The following is a 17,703-nucleotide window of genomic DNA, read 5'->3' as shown; positions in this document are numbered from 1 at the left end:
ATGGGCGCGGCGCGTCAGACCAGGAATTCCGATTAACCCGGTGTGGAGACAAGAAACATGGAGACAGAGACGAACGCACGCGACCGGCAGGGTCCGGCGGCGGTAAAGAAGACGGCAACGGCCAGGGCCGTCGCCCTGGCGATGGCCGCGGCCGCCCTGGCGGCTCTTTCGGCCTGCGGCGGTGGCGGCTCCGGCTCGTCCGGCTTCGCCTTCCTTCCGGGCCCGCCGCCCGCACCGGCTCCGGCGCCGGCCCCGCCCGCGGCGGATGGCCCCATGGTCCGCCAGACCGTTGCCGGCAAGGTCGAGGGCGTGGACGACAGCGCCAGGACCGGCACCTGGTTCTGGAAAGGCATTCCGTTCGCCAAGCCGCCAGTCGGCGCACTGCGCTGGCGCGCGCCTGCGGCGCCCGAGCCCTGGAGCGGCATCCGCCCGGCCTCAAAGTTCGGCAATGCCTGCCTGCAGATCGGCCGCATCTTCAGCCCCGGCGCCAACAACACCTACGACGAGACCATCGGCACCATGCTGGGCAAGCCCTCGGGCAGCGAGGACTGCCTGTTCGTCAACATCTGGCGCCCGGCCACGGAAGAGAAGAACCTGCCGGTGCTGCTCTTCATTCACGGCGGCAGCAACATCTCGGGCTACACGGCAGACCCGCTGTACGACGGCGCCGCGCTGGCCAAGGCCGCCAACGCGGTGGTCATCACCGCCAGCTACCGGTTGGGCATCCTGGGCTTCCTGAACGTGCCGCAGCTGCGTCCGGGCGGCAGCGAGGGCGACGATTCGGGCAACTTCGCGCTGCTCGACAACATGGCGGCGCTGCGCTTCATCCGCGACAACGTCGCCAGCTTCGGGGGCGACCCGGGCAACGTCACGCTCTCGGGCGAATCGGCAGGCGCCACCAACCTGCTGTCGGTGATGACTTCGCCGATGGCCAAGGGCCTGTTCCACAAGGCCTTCGAGATGAGCGGCGGCATCTCGCTCGCGAGCAACCTGCCGCCGGGCACCTTGCCTTCGCTGTCGCCGGCATCTGCTTCGCTGGCGCAGGGCGAATCCATCCTCGAGAAGCTGCTCGTCGCCGACGGCACCGCGGCCGATGCGACGGCCGCCAAGAACTACATCGCCACCCGCACGCCGGCGCAGATCGCCGAGTACCTGCGCGCTCAGGACGGCGGCAGGCTGCTGACCACCGTGGTCGCCGCCGGCCTCGGCGCGGTCGGGCCCATTCCCGACGGCACGGTGATCCCGACCGACCCCATCGGCGCCATCGCCGCCGACCAGTACGCGAAGGTGCCGATGCTCTCGGGCAACACGCGCGACGAGGGCAAGCTGTTCGCGTCGCTGCTGGGCACCATCGGCTTCCCGAAGCCGGGGTGGATCGTCAACGACGCCCAGCGCTTCTCGATGATGTTCAGCTTCGACCCCGATGCGGCGCCCACGCTCAAGGTGGAAGACATCATCGACCCGTTCTACCTTCCGGTGGACAAGGCCGGCACCGGCTACAACGCGGCCACCGCGCTCATCACCAAGGGCCTGTTCGAAGCCAACCGCGACAACCTGCTCGACACGATGAAGACGCGCCAGTCGAACATCTGGCACTACCGCCTCGACTGGGCCCAGGAAGCCTCCCCCTGGAACGACGTCTACGGCGCGGCACACGCCTTCGACCTGCCTTTCGTGTTCGGCAATTTCGGTCCCTCGGTGCTGTCGAATGTGATCCGCGGCAAGGCCAACGAAAAGGGGCGGCTGGCGCTGTCGAACGCGGTCATGGCCAGCGTGGGCGCCTTCATGCGAACGGGCGACCCGAACACGCCCGAACTTGGTGCAACCTGGGCGCCCTGGCCCTCGCAGCTGCTGCTCGACGCCACTCCCACGGCCACCAAGATCACGCTCATGCAATGAGCCGCTTCGTTCAATCGTGCAGTGCGGGTTTGTGTCATTGTGCAAATGGCCGAAGCTTGCGTGAATGCGTTGTTCCCGAGCTTTGAAGAAGTCATTTCACATAGGAGTCCGTAGATGCTGGGTTTGATGCAAGACCAACCGCTTCTGATCTCGTCGCTGATCGAGTTCGCCGAGCGCCACAACGGCGACGGCGAGATCGTCTCGCGCCGTGTCGAAGGCGATATCCACCGCTGCACGTGGCGCGACATCGCATCGCGCGCCAGGCAGGTGGCCAACGCGCTGGATGGCGAGCAGCTGCTGTTCAGCGACCGCATCGCCACCCTGGCCTGGAACGGCTATCGCCACCTGGAGCTGTACTACGGCGTGAGCGGCAGCGGCCGCGTGCTGCACACCATCAACCCGCGGCTGCATCCCGACCAGATCGCGTGGATCGCCAACCATGCCGAAGACCAGATCCTGTGCTTCGACCTCACGTTCCTGCCGCTGGTGCAGGCGGTGCATGCGCGGTGTCCCACGATCCGGAAATGGGTTGCACTGTGTGATGCCGACAAGCTGCCGGCCGACAGCGGCGTGCCCAACCTCGTGAGCTACGAAAGCTGGATGGGCTCGCAGCCGACCGACTACGAATGGCCCAGCTTCGACGAGAACTCCGCCTCGAGCATGTGCTACACGAGCGGCACCACGGGCAACCCGAAGGCCGCGCTCTACAGCCATCGCTCGACGATGCTGCATGCGTATGCCGCTGCACTGCCTGACGTGATGCGCCTGTCGGCGCGCGACTCGGTGCTGCCGGTGGTACCGATGTTCCACGTCAACGCGTGGGGCATTCCGTACTCGGCGGCGCTGGTGGGCTGCAAGCTGGTGTTCCCCGGCGCGGCGCTCGACGGCAAGTCGGTGTACGAGCTCATCGAGGCCGAGGGCGTGACCTTCGCCGCCGGCGTGCCCACCGTGTGGCAGATGCTGCTGGGCCACATGCAGGCGGGCGGCCTGAAGTTCAGCAAGCTCAACCGCACGGTGATCGGCGGCTCGGCCTGCCCGCCGGCCATGATCAAGGCGTTCCAGGACATCTACAACGTGGAGGTGCTGCACGCCTGGGGCATGACCGAGATGAGCCCGCTGGGCACGCTGTGCACGCTCAAGAACAAGCACCTGTCGCTGCCGGCCGACGCGCAGCTGCAGATCCGCATGAAGCAGGGCCGCGCCATCTTCGGCGTCGACATGAAGATCGTCGACGGCGACGGCAAGGAGCTGCCCTGGGATGGCAAGGCCTACGGCGACCTGCTGGTCAAGGGCCCGTGGATCGTCAAGGAGTACTTCAAGGGCGAGGGCGGCGATCCGCTCATTCCAGATGAACGCAACCGCGGCTGGTTCCCCACGGGCGACGTGGCCACCATCGACGCCGAGGGCTACCTGCAGATCACCGACCGCAGCAAGGACGTGATCAAGTCCGGCGGCGAGTGGATCAGCTCCATCGACATCGAGAACATCGCCGTCGCGCACCCGGGCGTGGCCATGGCCGCGTGCATCGGCGTGTTCCACCCGAAGTGGGACGAGCGGCCGATCATCGCCGTCGTGAAGAAGCCCAACGCGGAGGTCACGCGCGAGGAGCTGCTGAAGTTCTACGAGGGCAAGACCGCCAAGTGGCAGATCCCCGACGACGTGGTGTTCGTCGAGGCCATCCCGCTGGGCGCCACCGGCAAGATCCTCAAGACGAAGCTGCGGGAGCTGCTCAAGGACTACAAGCTGCCCACGGCATGACCGCCGGGCCCGCCGCGAGCGCCGCGCTGTCGCATACGCGATAGCAAGGCGGCCCCGGCGGCCCTGCTTGCGGGCAATCCCTGTGCGGCGAAAAAAAGGCCGCTTGTACGCTGGCGGTCCGCCTTTCACACTGGAGACTCTTCATGCAATTTGCCATCAAGTCTGTAGCTGCCTGTGCAATGCTGGTGAGCGCTGCCGCGGCGTTCGCCCAGAAGGGCGAGACCGTCAAGATCGCCTGGCTCGACCCGCTGTCGGGCCTGATGGCGGCGGTGGGCACCAATCAGCTGAAGACCACGCAGTTCCTTGCCGAAGAGTTCAACAAGAAGAACCAGTCGGGCGTGAAGTTCGAGATCATCGCGATCGACAACAAGCTCAGCACGCAGGAGACCACCGCGGCCCTGCGTTCCGCGCAGGACCAGGGCGCGCGCTACATCATGCAGGGCAACGGCTCCGGCCCCGCGCTCGCGATCATCGACGCCATCGAGAAGAACAACGCGCGCAACCCGGGCAAGGAGCTGCTGTACATGAACTACGCGGCGGTCGACCCCGACCTGACCAACAGCAAGTGCAGCTACTGGCACTTCCGGCTCGACGCCGACACGTCGATGAAGATGGAGGCGCTGACCACCTGGATGAAGGACCAGCCCGACATCAAGAAGGTCTACATCCTCGGGCAGAACTACGCGCACGGCGTGCAGGTGTCGAAGTACGCCAAGGAAGACCTGAAGGTGAAGCGTCCCGACATCCAGATCGTGGGCGACGACCTGCATCCGCTGGCGCAGGTGCGCGACTTCTCTCCCTACATCGCGAAGATCAAGGCATCTGGCGCAGACACCGTCATCACCGGCAACTGGGGCTCCGACCTCTCGCTGCTCATCAAGGCAGCCAACGACTCGGGGCTGAACGTCAAGTTCCTGACCTACTACGCGCCGGGCGCGGGCACGCCCACGGCGATGGGCGCCACTTCGGAAGGCAAGGTCTACACCGTGGCCTATGCCCACTACAACATGGGCGGCGAGATCCAGCAGCTGCTCGCGGGCTACAAGAAGCGCATGAACGACGACCTCACCCAGTCGTCGATCTATCACGTGTTCGCGCTGCTCGATGCCGCCTTCGTCAAGACCAGGTCGACCGACCCGGTGAAGGTGGCGGCGGCCCTGGAGGGCATGAAGATCAAGAGCTTCAACGGCGAGGTCGAGATGCGCAAGTCCGACCACCAGTTGCAGCAGGGCCTCTACATCGCGAGGTGGGAGAAGGCGAGCGCGAAGTACCCGTACGACGCGGAGAACACCGGCTACACCAACGTTCCCGTGAAGTACTTCGAATCGTACGTGGCGAGCACGCCCACGTCGTGCCAGATGAAGCGCCCCTAGGCGTCTTTGTGAACGCGTTTCCTACCCATCGGTAGCAGCTGTCTACCGGCGGGTAGCAAATTGGAGAAACGCGGTGTCGCATGCGCGATAGAAACGGGCCTTTGCGGCACCCCTCTTACGGGCATTCCCTGAGGGGAGGGGCTGCAAACGCTTGTACTCTCGTGCGGCGTTTTGAATCGGTTTGACCAGGAGATATAGATTGAAGTTCGCTCTGAAAATCGCCGCCGCAGCCGTCATCGCTGCCACCGCCACCGGTGCCTTTGCCCAGAAGGGCGAAACCGTCAAGATCGCATGGCTCGATCCGCTGTCGGGCCTCATGGCCGCGGTCGGAACCAACCAGCTCAAGACCTTCCAGTTCTTCGCCGAGGAGTTCAACAAGAAGAACGCGGCGGGCGTGAAGTTCGAGATCATCGGCATCGACAACAAGCTCAGCCCGCAGGAGACCACCAGCGCGCTGCGCTCGGCCCTCGACCAGGGCGCGCGCTACATCGTGCAGGGCAACGGCTCCGGCCCGGCGCTCGCCATCATCGATGCGCTCGAGAAGAACAACGCGCGCAACCCGGGCAAGGAGGCGCTCTACCTGAACTACGCCGCCGTCGACCCCGACCTGACCAACAGCAAGTGCAGCTACTGGCAGTACCGCTTCGACGCCGACACGTCGATGAAGATGGAGGCGCTGACCACCTACATGAAGGACCAGCCGGAGATCAAGAAGGTCTACATCATCGGCCAGAACTACTCGCACGGCCAGCAGGTCTCCAAGTTCGCGAAGGAAGACCTCAAGCACAAGCGTCCCGACATCCAGATCGTGGGCGACGACCTGCATCCGCTGGCCCAGGTGCGCGACTTCGCGCCGTACATCGCCAAGATCAAGGCCTCGGGCGCCGACACCGTCATCACCGGCAACTGGGGCTCCGACCTGGCGCTGCTGATCAAGGCGGCCAACGATGCGGGCCTGAACGTCAAGTTCTACACCTACTACGCCGTGACCACCGGCACGCCGACCGCCATGGGCGCGGCTTCGGACGGCAAGGTCTACCAGGTCGGCTACGCCCACTACAACATGGGCGGCGACATGCAGAAGTACGCCGACGACTTCAAGAAGAAGTTCAACGACGACCTCTACACCACCGACATCTACACGGTGTTCCAGGCGCTCACCGAGGCCTTCGTGAAGACCAAGTCGACCGACCCGGTGAAGGTCGCGGCCGCGATGGAAGGCCTGAAGTTCAAGAGCTTCAACGGCGACATCGAGCTGCGCAAGACCGACCACCAGGCGCAGCAGGGCCTGTACATCACCCGCTGGGAGAAGGCCACCGCCAAGTACCCCTACAGCCCCGAGAACACCGGCTACACGCTGGTGCCGGTGAAGTTCTACGACGCCTACGTGGCGAGCACGCCCACCTCCTGCCAGATGAAGCGTCCCTCCTGATTCCGGGAACGCGCCAACGCGGTCGAGGCCCGACTTCAACACTCGGGCCTTTTTCTTTTTCAACTGACACGAAAGACCGATGAACGTCGAATTCTTCGTCATCTCGCTGCTCAACGGCGTGAGCTACGGCCTGCTGTTGTTCATGCTGAGCTCAGGCCTCACGCTGATCTTCAGCATGATGGGCGTGCTCAACTTCGCGCACGCGAGCTTCTACATGCTGGGCGCCTACTTCGCCTACACGCTGTCGGGCATCGTCGGCTTCTGGCCTGCGCTGGTCATCGCGCCGGTGCTGGTGTTCGCGCTGGGTGCCGCCTTCGAGCGCTACTGCCTGCGCCGCGTCCACAAGTTCGGCCATGTGCCCGAGCTGCTGGTGACCTTCGGTCTTTCGTACCTGATCCTCGAAGTCGTGCAGCTGGTGTGGGGCCGCTCCACGGTGCCGTACGGCCTCCCGTCGGCGCTGCAGGGGCCGCTTTTCACGCTCTACGGCACGCAGTTCCCCAAGTCGCGCTCGTTCATCATGCTGGTGGCGGTGCTGATGCTGGTGTCGGTGTGGCTGCTGCTCACGCGCACGCGCATCGGCCTGGTGATCCAGGCGGCGCTGAAGCACCCCGAGATGGTCGAGGCGCTGGGCCACAACGTGCCGCGCGTCTTCATGCTGGTGTTCGGCGGCGGCGCCGCGCTGGCGGGGCTGGCCGGCGTGGTCGGCGGCAACACCTACGTCACCGAGCCGGCCATGGCCGCGTCGGTGGGTTCCATCATCTTCGTGGTGGTGGTGGTCGGCGGCATGGGCTCGCTGGCCGGTGCCTTCCTGGCCTCGCTGATCATCGGCGTGGTGCAGACCTTCGCCGTGGCCATGGACCAGTCGCTCGCCACCGGCCTGCAGGCCTTCGGCGTGGCGGTGACCGACCAGACCTTCGGCTACGAGCTGCTCAGGCTGACGATCTCGCAGGTCGCGCCGATCCTTCCGTACCTCTTCCTGGTGCTGATCCTCATCTTCAGGCCCAAGGGTCTTCTCGGAACGCGGGAGGACTGACGCGATGAACACCGCAACGACAACCGCTTCGACCTCCACGCCGGTGCGCTACTACCGGTTCAAGCCGCTGAACATCGGCCGCATCCTGATCTGGTCCTTCTTCGCGCTGCTGCTGATCGTGGCGCCGATGATCTTCACCAGCAGCCTGGCGCTGACCATGCTGTCGCAGATCGGCTATCTCATCATCATCTGCCTGAGCTACAACATGCTGCTGGGGCAGGGTGGCATGCTCAGCTTCGGGCATGCGGTGTACGTGGGCATGGGCTCGTTCATCGCCATCCACGCCATGAACCTGGCCGGCGCGGGCAAGCTGCCGGTTCCGCTGGTGCTCATTCCGCTCGTGGGCGGGCTGGGCGGCATGTTCTTCGCCGCGCTCTTCGGCTACGTGTCGACCAAGAAGTCGGGCACCACCTTCGCGATGATCACGCTGGGCCTGGGCGAGCTGGTGGCAGCCATGGCGCTGATGTTCCCCAGCTTCTTCGGCGGCGAGGGCGGCATCACCACCAACCGCGTGTACGGCGCCTCGTTCTTCGGGCTCAACTTCGGTCCGCAGAACCAGGTGTACTACCTGATCGCCGTCTACTGCTTCATCTGCACCGGGCTGATGTTCGCCTTCACCGGCACGCCGCTCGGGCGCATGCTGAACGCGGTGCGCGACAACCCGGAGCGTGTGGAGTTCATCGGCTACAACACGCAGCGCGTGCGCTACTACGCCTTCATCATCGCTGGCTTCTTCGCCGGTATCGGCGGCGGGCTGGCGGCCATCAACTTCGAGATCGTGAACGCGGCCGACAGCCTCAACGGGCTGCGCTCGGGCAGCTACCTGCTGTTCACCTTCCTCGGCGGCGCGACCTTCTTCTTCGGGCCCATCATCGGCGCGGCGCTGCTGGTGTTCGCGCTGGTGCTGCTGTCGGAGCTCAGCAAGGCCTGGCTGCTGTACGTGGGCCTGGTGTTCCTGCTGATGGTGATGTTCGCGCCCGGTGGCGTGGCCAGCCTGATCATGATGAACGTGCGCGTGGCGCTGTTCGGCAAGATCAAGCGCTTCTACCTGCTGTACGTGGGCCTTCTCGTCGGCGCGGCCATCATGCTCGCGGGTGCGGCGGCCATCGTCGAGATGATCTATCACATGCAGCTCAACGCGGCGCTCGGGCCGGTGGTGCCGTTCGCCGGCCTGCAGCTCGACACATCCTCGGCCATGGCCTGGGTGGTCGCCGTGGTCCTGTTCGCTGTCGGCCTGGGCGTGTTCGAAGTGGTGCGCCGGCGCTTCGCGAAGGTCTGGGGCCATGCGCAGGAAGAAATCGAAGCCGAGATCAAGCGGCGGGAGACGGCATGACCTATTCACTCGAACTCAAGAACCTGCGCAAGAGCTTCGGCAAGACCGACATCATCCGAGGCGTCGACCTGGCCGTGAAGGCCGGCGAGCGCATCGCCATCATCGGGCCGAACGGCGCGGGCAAGTCGACGCTCTTCAACCTGATCAGCGGGCGGCTCGCGCCCAGCAGCGGCGAGGTGCTGCTCAACGGCACGCGCGTCGACGGCATGAAGCCGTACGAGATCAACCGCATGGGGCTGTCGCGCAGCTTCCAGATCACCAACATCTTCCCGAAGCTCACCGTCTTCGAGAACCTGCGCTGCGGCGTACTGTGGAGCCTGGGCTACAAGTACACCTTCCTGCGCTTTCTCTCGAACCTCGACGACGCCAACGAGCGCACGGAAGAACTCATCCGCCAGATCGGCCTGGAGAAGAAGCGCGACGTGCACGCGGTGAACCTCACCTACGCCGAGCAGCGCGCGCTGGAGATCGGCGTGACCATCGCGGGCGGCGCCAGCGTGATCCTGCTGGACGAGCCCACGGCCGGCATGAGCAAGACGGAGACTTCGCACTTCATCTCGCTCATCAAGCACGTCACCGTCGGCAAGACGCTGCTGACGGTGGAGCACGACATGGGCGTGGTCTTCGGGCTGGCCGACAAGATCGCGGTGGTGGTGTATGGCGAGGTGATCGCCTTCGACACGCCGGCTGCCGTCCGCGCCAATGCGCGCGTGCAGGAGGCTTACCTGGGCTCCGCCGTCGCCGATGCACAAGGGGCTGGACACTGAAATGCTGAAGCTTCAAGACATCCACGCCTACTACGGCAAGAGCCATGTGCTGCATGGTGTTTCCTTCGACGTGAACCCGGGCGAGATCGTCGCGCTGCTGGGCCGCAACGGCTCGGGGCGCTCGACCACCGCCAAGGCCATCATGGGCCTGGTGCATGCCGAGGGCGGCCTGCACTGGAAGGGCCAGGACATCCTGCGCCGAAAGGCCTACGAGATCGCGCACTGCGGCATCGGCTACGTGCCGGAGAACCGCGACATCTTCCCCAAGCTCACGGTGCACCAGAACCTGCTGCTGGGGCAGAAGGGCTCGGGCAAGGGCAGCCGCTGGTCATTCGACGACATGTACGGCATGTTCCCGCGCCTGAAGGAGCGCCAGCACACCGAGGCCGGCGTGCTCTCGGGCGGCGAGCAGCAGATGCTCACGCTGTGCCGCACGCTGATGGGCGACCCCGACCTGATCATCATCGACGAGCCCACCGAGGGCCTCGCGCCCAAGATCGTCGAGCTGGTGGGGCAGTACCTGCGCACGCTCAAGGACAAGGGCATCTCGGTGCTGCTGATCGAGCAGAAGCTCACCATCGCGATGGAAATCTCCGACCGTGCGCTCGTCATGGGCCACGGCAGCATCGTCTTCGACGGCACCCCCGCCGGCCTGCGCGCCGACGCCACCACCCGAAAGGAGTGGCTGGAGGTCTAGGCCGCTGGATGCGGATTTCCGGACGCAGAGGGCGCGAAGGTTTCGCGAAGGACGCGAAAGCAAGTCAGAAAAAATGATCTGCTTTCCCTTTCGCGTCCTTTGCGAAATCTTTGCGTCTTCTGCGTTCGGTACCCGTTCCCGCATCCACGGCCCTTGTCTCTACAGCGACTGCGTGCCATTGTTGGGCCGCGCGAAACGCCTAGAATCCCCCGAAAAAGAACACTCGTGCTTTTTCTTCTTTTTCTTCACACACCAAGGAACGCAGCATGACGGCTGAATACAAAGTGCTCGGCGATATCGCCGTGATCACCATGACCAATCCTCCGGTCAACGGTCTCGGTTTCTCGACGCGCATCGGCATCACCGACGGCCTGTCCAAGGCCAATGCCGACGACGCCGTCAAGGCCATCGTCATCACCGGCGCCGGCAAGGCGTTCTCGGGCGGCGCGGACATCAAGGAGTTCGGTACGCCCAAGGCGCTGCAGGAGCCCAACCTGCTGAGCGTGATCCTTGCGCTCGAAGCTTCTCCCAAGCCCATCGTCGCTGCCATCCACTCGGTGTGCATGGGCGGCGGCCTCGAACTGGCCCTGGGCTGCCACTACCGCGTGGCCGCTCCCGGCACCAACGTCGCGCTGCCCGAAGTCAAGCTGGGCCTGATCCCCGGCGCGGGCGGCACACAGCGCCTGCCGCGCGTTCTGGGCGTGGAGACGGCCCTGAACATGATCGTCAGCGGCGAACCGGTCAAGAGCGAACTGCTCGCATCGGTGCCCGGCCAGAAGCTGTTCGACAAGCTGGCCGCCTCGGCCGAATCGGTGTTCGACGAGGCCGTGGCCTTCGCCAAGAGCGTGGCCGGCAAGACGGGCGATGAGCTGCCCCTGGTGCGCAACCTGCCGTGCAAGCACCCGCAGGGCGATGCTTACTTCCAGTTTGCGAAGAACATGGTTGGCGGCATGTCGAAGAACTACCCCGCGCCGCTGCAGTGCGTCGATGCCGTGCAGGCCGCCACCAAGATGAAGTTCGACGCCGGCATGGCCGAAGAGCGCCGCATCTTCACCTCGCTGATGTTCACGCCCGAGTCGCTGGCGTTGCGCCACCTGTTCATGGCCGAGCGCGCCGCGAGCAAGATCCCCGACGTGCCCGAGGACACCCCCAAGCGCGAGATCAAGTCGGTCGGCGTGATCGGCGCCGGCACCATGGGCGGCGGCATCTCGATGAACTTCCTGAACGCGGGCATTCCCGTGACCATCCTCGAGATGAAACAGGAAGCGCTCGACCGCGGCATCGCAACCATCCGCAAGAACTACGAAGCCCAGGTCAAGAAGGGCAAGCTCAAGCAGGACAAGTACGAGCAGCGCATGGCCCTCTTGAGCACCACGCTCAGCTACGACGAGCTGAAGGACGCCGACCTCATCATCGAGGCCGTGTTCGAGGAAATCGGCGTGAAGGAGAAGGTGTTCAAGGAGCTCGACCGCGTCGCCAAGAAGGGCGCGATCCTGGCATCGAACACCTCCACGCTCGACGTCGACAAGATCGCGTCGTTCACCGAGCGTCCGCAGGACGTGGTCGGCATGCACTTCTTCAGCCCCGCCAACGTGATGAAGCTGCTGGAAGTGGTGCGCGGCAAGGCCACCGCCAAGGACGTGCTGGCCACCGTCATGGCCATCGGCAAGAAGATCAAGAAGACGGCCGTGGTCTCGGGCGTTTGCGACGGCTTCATCGGCAACCGCATGATCGAGCAGTACAGCCGCCAGGCCGGCTTCCTGCTGGACGAAGGCGCCACGCCGCAGCAGGTGGACAAGGCCATCGAGAAGTTCGGCTTCGCCATGGGCCCGTTCCGCATGGGCGACCTGGCCGGCAACGATATCGGCTGGGCGATCCGCAAGCGCCGCGCCGTCGAGCGCGCCGACATGAAGTACAGCCGCACGGCCGACAAGCTCTGCGAACTGGGCCGCTTCGGCCAGAAGACCGGGGCAGGGTGGTACGACTACCAGGCCGGCAAGCGCGACGCCATCCCGTCGGAGCTGGTCAACAAGATGATCGAGGACCACCGCAAGGAGCTGGGCATCACGCCGCGCAAGATCTCCGACGAAGAAATCGTGCAGCGCCTGGTGTATGCGCTGGTCAACGAAGGCGCACACATCCTGGAAGACGGCATCGCCTCCAAGTCGGGCGACATCGACATGGTGTACCTCACCGGCTACGGCTTCCCGATCTACCGCGGCGGCCCCATGCACTACGCGTCGCAGGTCGGCCTGTACAACGTGGCCGAGACGATGAAGCGCTTCGCCAAGAATCCGCGCGACGATGCCGAGTTCTGGCAGCCCGCGCCGCTGATCCAGAAGCTGGTGGCAGAAGGCAAGTCCTTCGGCTGATGACGACGCGCAGAACCTGAGCCGGGACCAAGACCGCCAATGTTGAAACGCATCTTCCTCGGGCTGCTGCTGGCAGTTGTGCTGCTTGCGGCCGCCGTGGCGGTCAAGACCTGGACCACGCCGTCGCGCCAGCTGGCGGTGGCGCCCGCGCCCAAGCTGGACATCGACCTGCAGGCGGCCGCCAGGCGGCTGTCCACGGCGATCACGTTCCGCACGGTATCGGGCCTCGACGACCCGGCCGCCAACGCGGCCGAGTTCGACAAGCTGCACGCCTACCTGGAGCAGCAGTTCCCGAAGGTGCACGCCACCCTGAAGAAGGAAGTGGTGGGCAACAAGGCGCTGCTCTACACCTGGGCCGGCACCGATCCGCAGGCCAGGCCCGTAGCGCTCATGGCGCACCAGGACATGGTGCCCATCGCGCCCGGTACCGAGAAGGCATGGACGGTCGATCCGTTCTCCGGCGAGATCAAGGACGGCTTCATCTGGGGTCGCGGCACGCTCGACAACAAGAGCAACCTGTTTGCGCAGATGGAGGCCATCGAACTGCTCATCGGCAGCGGCTTCAAGCCTAGGCAGACCGTCTACCTCGTGATGGGCGACGACGAGGAGGTGAGCGGCCTGCGCGGCGCGCTGCCCATCGCCGAACTGCTCAAGTCGCGCAACGTGCGCCTCGACTGGGTGCTCGACGAGGGCCTTCTGGTGCTCGACGGCGTGCTGCCGGGCCTGAAGCAGCCGGCGGCGCTCATCGGCCTGGCGGAGAAGGGCTACGCCACCTTCTTCCTCTCGCTCGACACCGCGCCCGGCCATTCGTCGATGCCGCCGCAGCACAGCGCCATCGGCAGCATGAGCGCGGCGCTGGCGCGGCTCGAAGCCAACCCGATGCCCGGGGGCATCAAGGGCGTGGCCGGCCAGATGTTCGGCGCGCTCGCGCCCGAGATGAGCGGCGTCAACCGCGTGATGCTTTCCAACCTGTGGCTCACCGAGCCGCTGGTGCGCGGCGTCCTCGAGAAGAGCCCCAGCAGCAACGCCATGCTGCGCACCACCACCGCGCTGACCATCGTGCGCGCGGGCAACAAGGACAACGTGCTGCCCGGCCGCGCCGAGGCTGCCGTCAACTTCCGCATCCTGCCGGGCGACACCATCGCCAGCACCGAGGCGCATCTGCGCAAGGCGCTGGGCAACGACGACATCAAGATCAAGGCCTACCCGGGCAACTCCGAGCCGTCACCGGTGTCGTCGACCGACAGCACCGGCTACCGCGCGATCGAACAGGCCGTGCGCCAGAGCTTTCCCGATGCGGTGGTGGCCCCGGGCCTCATGACCGCGGCCACCGACTCGCGCCACTTCAGCATCGTGAGCGACGCCGTCTTCCGCTTCTCGCCGTTCCGCATGAAGAACGAAGACCTCGCGCGCTTCCACGGCAACAACGAACGCCTGGCCATCTCGAACTATGGCGAGATGATCGGCTTCTACCGCCAGCTCCTGAGCAACGCCAACGCTGCTCCGGCGCAATGACGACACCTGCTTACGCAACCTCTTTTCCCTTCCATCTGCTTCAAAGGACCTCACCATGACCAGCGCCGTCATCGTTTCCACTGCCCGCACGCCGCTCGCGAAGAGCTGGAAGGGTGCCTTCAACATGACGCACGGCGCCACGCTGGGCGGCCACGCGGTGCAGCACGCCGTGCAGCGCGCCGGCATCGACCCCGCATCGGTCGACGACGTCCTCATGGGCTGCGCAACGCCCGAAGGCGCCACCGGCTCCAACATCGCGCGCCAGATCGCGCTGCGCGCCGGCCTGCCGATCACCACCTCGGGCATGACCATCAACCGCTTCTGCTCCTCGGGCCTGCAGACCATCGCCACCGCAGCCCAGCGCATCATCGCGGGCGAAGGCGAGGTCTACGTGGCCGGCGGCGTCGAGAGCATCTCGTGCGTGCAGAACGAAGCCAACAAGCACATGCTGGCCGACCCGTGGCTGGTGAAGAACAAGCCCGAGATCTACTGGAACATGCTGCAGACGGCCGAGCAGGTCGCCAAGCGCTACAACATCGGCCGCGACGCCATGGACGAATACGGCGCGCAGAGCCAGCAGCGCGCCACCGCCGCGCTGGAAGCCGGCAAGTTCAAGGACGAGATCGCCCCCATCACCGTGCTGGCCGGCGTAGCCGACCCCGTGATGGGCCTGCGTACCAAGGAAGTCACCGTCGAGAACGACGAAGGCATCCGCCCAGGCACCACCAAGGAAGGCATCAGCGGCATTCGCCCGGCGCTGCCCGGCGGCCTGATCTCGGCCGGCAACGCCAGCCAGTTCTCCGACGGCGCCGGCGCCTGCGTGGTGGTCGACGAGAAGTACGCGCAGCAGAAGGGCCTGAAGCCCATGGGCCGCTTCCTCGGCTTCGCAGTGGCCGGCTGCGAACCCGACGAGATGGGCATCGGCCCCGTCTTCGCCATTCCGAAGGTGCTCAAGCGCCTGGGCCTCACGGTGAACGACATCGACCTGTGGGAGCTGAACGAAGCCTTCGCCGTGCAGGTGATCTACTGCCGCGACAAGCTGGGCATTCCGGCCGACCGCCTGAACGTGAACGGCGGCGCCATCGCCGTGGGCCACCCCTATGGCGTGAGCGGCCAGCGCCTGACGGGCCACGCGCTGATCGAAGGCAAGCGCCGCGGCGCGAAGAAGGTCGTGGTCACGATGTGCATCGGCGGCGGCATGGGCGCCGCGGGCGTGTTCGAGGTGCTCTGAGCTTCCACCTGAGCCGCTGAATTCGGACTTCCGAACGCAGAGGTCGCGAAGGTTACGCAGAAGTCGCAGAAGAGAAACCAGAATTTGATTGGTTTTTCTCTGCGACTTCTGCGTATTTTTTGTACCTGTTCTGCGTTCGGCTGTCCGATCCCGACCCCCTGGAGAATTTCATGAGCCTTCGTCCCACCCTCGACTTCCTGCTCTACGACTGGCTCGACGCCGAATCCCTCAACCAGCGCGAGCGTTTCGCCGACCATTCGCGCGAGACCTTCGACGCGGTGCTCGACACCTGCGAGCGCATCGCGCGCGAGAAGTACGCGCCGTTCAACCGCACGGTCGACACGCAGGAGCCGCATTTCGACGGCGAGAAGGTCGTGCTGCCGCAGGCCACGCACGATGCGCACAAGGCCTTCGTCGAGTCGGGAATGATGAGCGCGGCACAGGACTACGACATCGGCGGCATGCAGCTGCCCTACACGCTGCAGGCCGCGGCCAACAGCTTCTTCGCGATGGCCTCGGTGAGCATCGGCTCGAACATGCTCACCAGCGGCAACGCCAACCTGCTGATGGTGCATGGCACCGAGATGCAGAAAGAGGTCTTCGCCAAGAACGAGTTCTCGGGCCGCTGGGCGGGCACCATGTGCCTGTCGGAGCCGCAGGCGGGTTCGTCGCTGAGCGACGTGGCCACGCGCGCGGTGCCCGACGGCGACGACTTCCAGAACGATCCGCTGGGTCCGCGCTACCGCCTCACGGGCAACAAGATGTGGATCTCGGCGGGCGACCACGAGCTGACCGAGAACATCGTGCACATCGTGCTGGCGAAGATTCCCGACGAGAACGGCAGGCTGGTGCCCGGCACGCGGGGCATATCGCTCTTCATCGTGCCCAAGCGCATGGTCGATACCCAGGGCAATCTCACGGGCCAGCGCAACGACGTAGCGCTCGCGGGCCTCAACCACAAGCTGGGCTGGCGCGGCACCACCAACACGCTGCTGAACTTCGGCGAGGGCAGGTACCCGGTCGACGGCAAGGCCGGCGCGGTGGGTTACCTGGTCGGCGAGCCCGGCAAGGGCCTGCACTGCATGTTCCACATGATGAACGAGGCGCGCATCGGCGTCGGCACGGCGGCCACCATGCTCGGCATGGCCGGCTACCACGCCTCGCTCGAATACGCGAAGAGCCGCCCGCAGGGCCGGCTGGTGAAGAAACCCGAAGCCGCCGGCACGGCGGTCGCCAAGGATTCGGCCGCGCCGCAGGTGCGCATCATCGAACACGCCGACGTGCGCCGCATGCTGCTGGCCCAGAAGGCGTACTGCGAGGGCGCGCTGGCGCTGGAGCTGTACTGCGCCCGGCTGGTCGACGAGCAGAAGACCGGCGACGCGCACGCCGCCGACGACGCGCGGCTGCTGCTGGAGGTGCTCACGCCCATCGCCAAGAGCTGGCCCAGCGAGTGGTGCCTGGAGGCGAATTCGCTGGCCATCCAGGTGCACGGCGGCTACGGCTACACGCGCGACTTTCCGGTGGAGCAGTACTGGCGCGACAACCGCCTGAACATGATCCACGAGGGCACCCACGGCATCCAGGCGGCCGACCTGCTCGGCCGCAAGGTGCTGATGGAGAAGGGCCGCGGCCTGCAGCTGCTGGCCGCGCGCATGACCGACACCATCGGCCGCGCGGCCAAGGTGCCGGCGCTGGCTGGCCACGCCAAGGCGCTGGGCGCCGCGCTGCAGCGCATCGGCAGCGCCACCGAGGCCGCCTGGTCCACCGGCGACCCGGCCGACGCGCTGGCCAATGCGGTGCCGTACATGCAGGCCTTCGGCCACACGGTGCTGGCCTGGATCTGGCTCGACGTCGCGGGCAAGGCCCTGCAAACCGACGCGGAAAAGGCGAGGGCGGTAACAGCTGGCAAGATCGGCGCCACGGACTATTTCTTCCACTACGAGCTGCCGAAAATCGGCGCATGGCTCAACGTGGTCGAAACCCGTGATCCGACCTGTACAGCTTTGCCCGAGGACGCCTTCTGATGGCCACCACCGATTCGCCGAACCCCACCCCCAGCAGCAACACCCCCGCCGCCAAGCCGCCGAAGCCGCATGCGCGGCTGGAGAAATGGATCTGGATCCTGATCTACGGCGGCCTGTTCGTCGTGATCCTGGGCATCGCCACCGGCCGCACCGATGCCGCGCTGGGCTGGTCCATCTCCGTTCCCGGCGGCATCGTGGCGCTGGTTGGCTTCGTGCTGATCTACGTGCGCTCGCGCCTTCCCAACACCCCTTCAAGCAAGTAACGAGGC

At 65.7% G+C, this 17,703-nt stretch carries 13 protein-coding genes; all 13 read left to right on the top strand.

The features are described from left to right. The first annotated feature begins 141 nt into the window (after positions 1 to 141). The 13 genes from ABL838_RS16090 (at position 142) to ABL838_RS16030 (ending at position 17,697) form a co-directional block, all read left to right on the top strand. Positions 142 to 1,899 carry a carboxylesterase/lipase family protein gene (locus ABL838_RS16090; RefSeq protein WP_418125870.1) on the top strand — a complete coding sequence of 586 codons (1,758 nt, stop codon included), beginning with the start codon at positions 142 to 144 and terminating at the stop codon, positions 1,897 to 1,899. A gap of 114 nt (positions 1,900 to 2,013) precedes the next feature. Further along, the gene (locus ABL838_RS16085; protein ID WP_418121154.1) at positions 2,014 to 3,657 is read left to right on the top strand and encodes a 3-(methylthio)propionyl-CoA ligase; all 1,644 of its coding nucleotides are present in this window, start codon (positions 2,014 to 2,016) and stop codon (positions 3,655 to 3,657) included. A gap of 143 nt (positions 3,658 to 3,800) precedes the next feature. After that, a complete protein-coding gene (locus ABL838_RS16080; protein WP_369662231.1) occupies positions 3,801 to 5,030 on the top strand; it encodes a branched-chain amino acid ABC transporter substrate-binding protein in 1,230 nt (409 codons plus the stop codon). A 199-nt stretch (positions 5,031 to 5,229) separates the two neighbouring features. Then, a complete protein-coding gene (locus tag ABL838_RS16075) occupies positions 5,230 to 6,462 on the top strand; it encodes a branched-chain amino acid ABC transporter substrate-binding protein (RefSeq protein WP_126020164.1) in 1,233 nt (410 codons plus the stop codon). 79 nt (positions 6,463 to 6,541) lie between these two features. Next, positions 6,542 to 7,495, top strand: a complete 954-nt coding sequence (locus tag ABL838_RS16070; protein WP_126020162.1) for a branched-chain amino acid ABC transporter permease — start codon at positions 6,542 to 6,544, stop codon at positions 7,493 to 7,495. A 4-nt stretch (positions 7,496 to 7,499) separates the two neighbouring features. After that, on the top strand, positions 7,500 to 8,828 hold the full coding sequence (locus ABL838_RS16065; RefSeq protein ID WP_418116496.1) for a branched-chain amino acid ABC transporter permease: 1,329 nt from the start codon (positions 7,500 to 7,502) through the stop codon (positions 8,826 to 8,828). After that, entirely contained in the window at positions 8,825 to 9,595 is a 771-nt protein-coding gene (locus tag ABL838_RS16060; protein ID WP_369662233.1) for an ABC transporter ATP-binding protein, read from the top strand. The genes ABL838_RS16065 and ABL838_RS16060 overlap by 4 nt, the downstream gene beginning before the upstream one ends. A 1-nt stretch (position 9,596) precedes the next feature. Continuing rightward, complete coding sequence (locus ABL838_RS16055; RefSeq protein ID WP_126020154.1) at positions 9,597 to 10,292, top strand: ABC transporter ATP-binding protein; 696 nt, start codon at positions 9,597 to 9,599, stop codon at positions 10,290 to 10,292. A gap of 266 nt (positions 10,293 to 10,558) precedes the next feature. Continuing rightward, complete coding sequence (locus tag ABL838_RS16050) at positions 10,559 to 12,664, top strand: 3-hydroxyacyl-CoA dehydrogenase NAD-binding domain-containing protein (protein WP_126020152.1); 2,106 nt, start codon at positions 10,559 to 10,561, stop codon at positions 12,662 to 12,664. A 39-nt stretch (positions 12,665 to 12,703) separates the two neighbouring features. After that, positions 12,704 to 14,179 (top strand): M20 family peptidase, encoded by a 1,476-nt coding sequence (locus ABL838_RS16045; RefSeq protein ID WP_418121153.1) that lies wholly within the window; start codon positions 12,704 to 12,706, stop codon positions 14,177 to 14,179. A gap of 55 nt (positions 14,180 to 14,234) precedes the next feature. Continuing rightward, on the top strand, positions 14,235 to 15,410 hold the full coding sequence (locus tag ABL838_RS16040; protein ID WP_369662235.1) for an acetyl-CoA C-acyltransferase: 1,176 nt from the start codon (positions 14,235 to 14,237) through the stop codon (positions 15,408 to 15,410). A 170-nt stretch (positions 15,411 to 15,580) separates the two neighbouring features. After that, entirely contained in the window at positions 15,581 to 17,434 is a 1,854-nt protein-coding gene (locus tag ABL838_RS16035) for an acyl-CoA dehydrogenase (RefSeq protein ID WP_418121152.1), read from the top strand. Then, positions 17,434 to 17,697: a hypothetical protein gene (locus ABL838_RS16030; protein WP_184637718.1), complete on the top strand. Its 264-nt coding sequence runs from the start codon at positions 17,434 to 17,436 to the stop codon at positions 17,695 to 17,697. Before ABL838_RS16035 ends, ABL838_RS16030 begins: the two co-directional genes overlap by 1 nt. Positions 17,698 to 17,703 lie beyond the last annotated feature (6 nt).

The sequence above is a fragment of the Variovorax sp. 160MFSha2.1 genome, assembly GCF_048305075.1.
Taxonomy (GTDB): Bacteria; Pseudomonadota; Gammaproteobacteria; order Burkholderiales; family Burkholderiaceae_C; genus Variovorax; species Variovorax guangxiensis.
The sequence above is the reverse complement of the archived record's forward strand: the minus strand, read 5'-3'. Positions and strand labels throughout refer to the sequence as shown.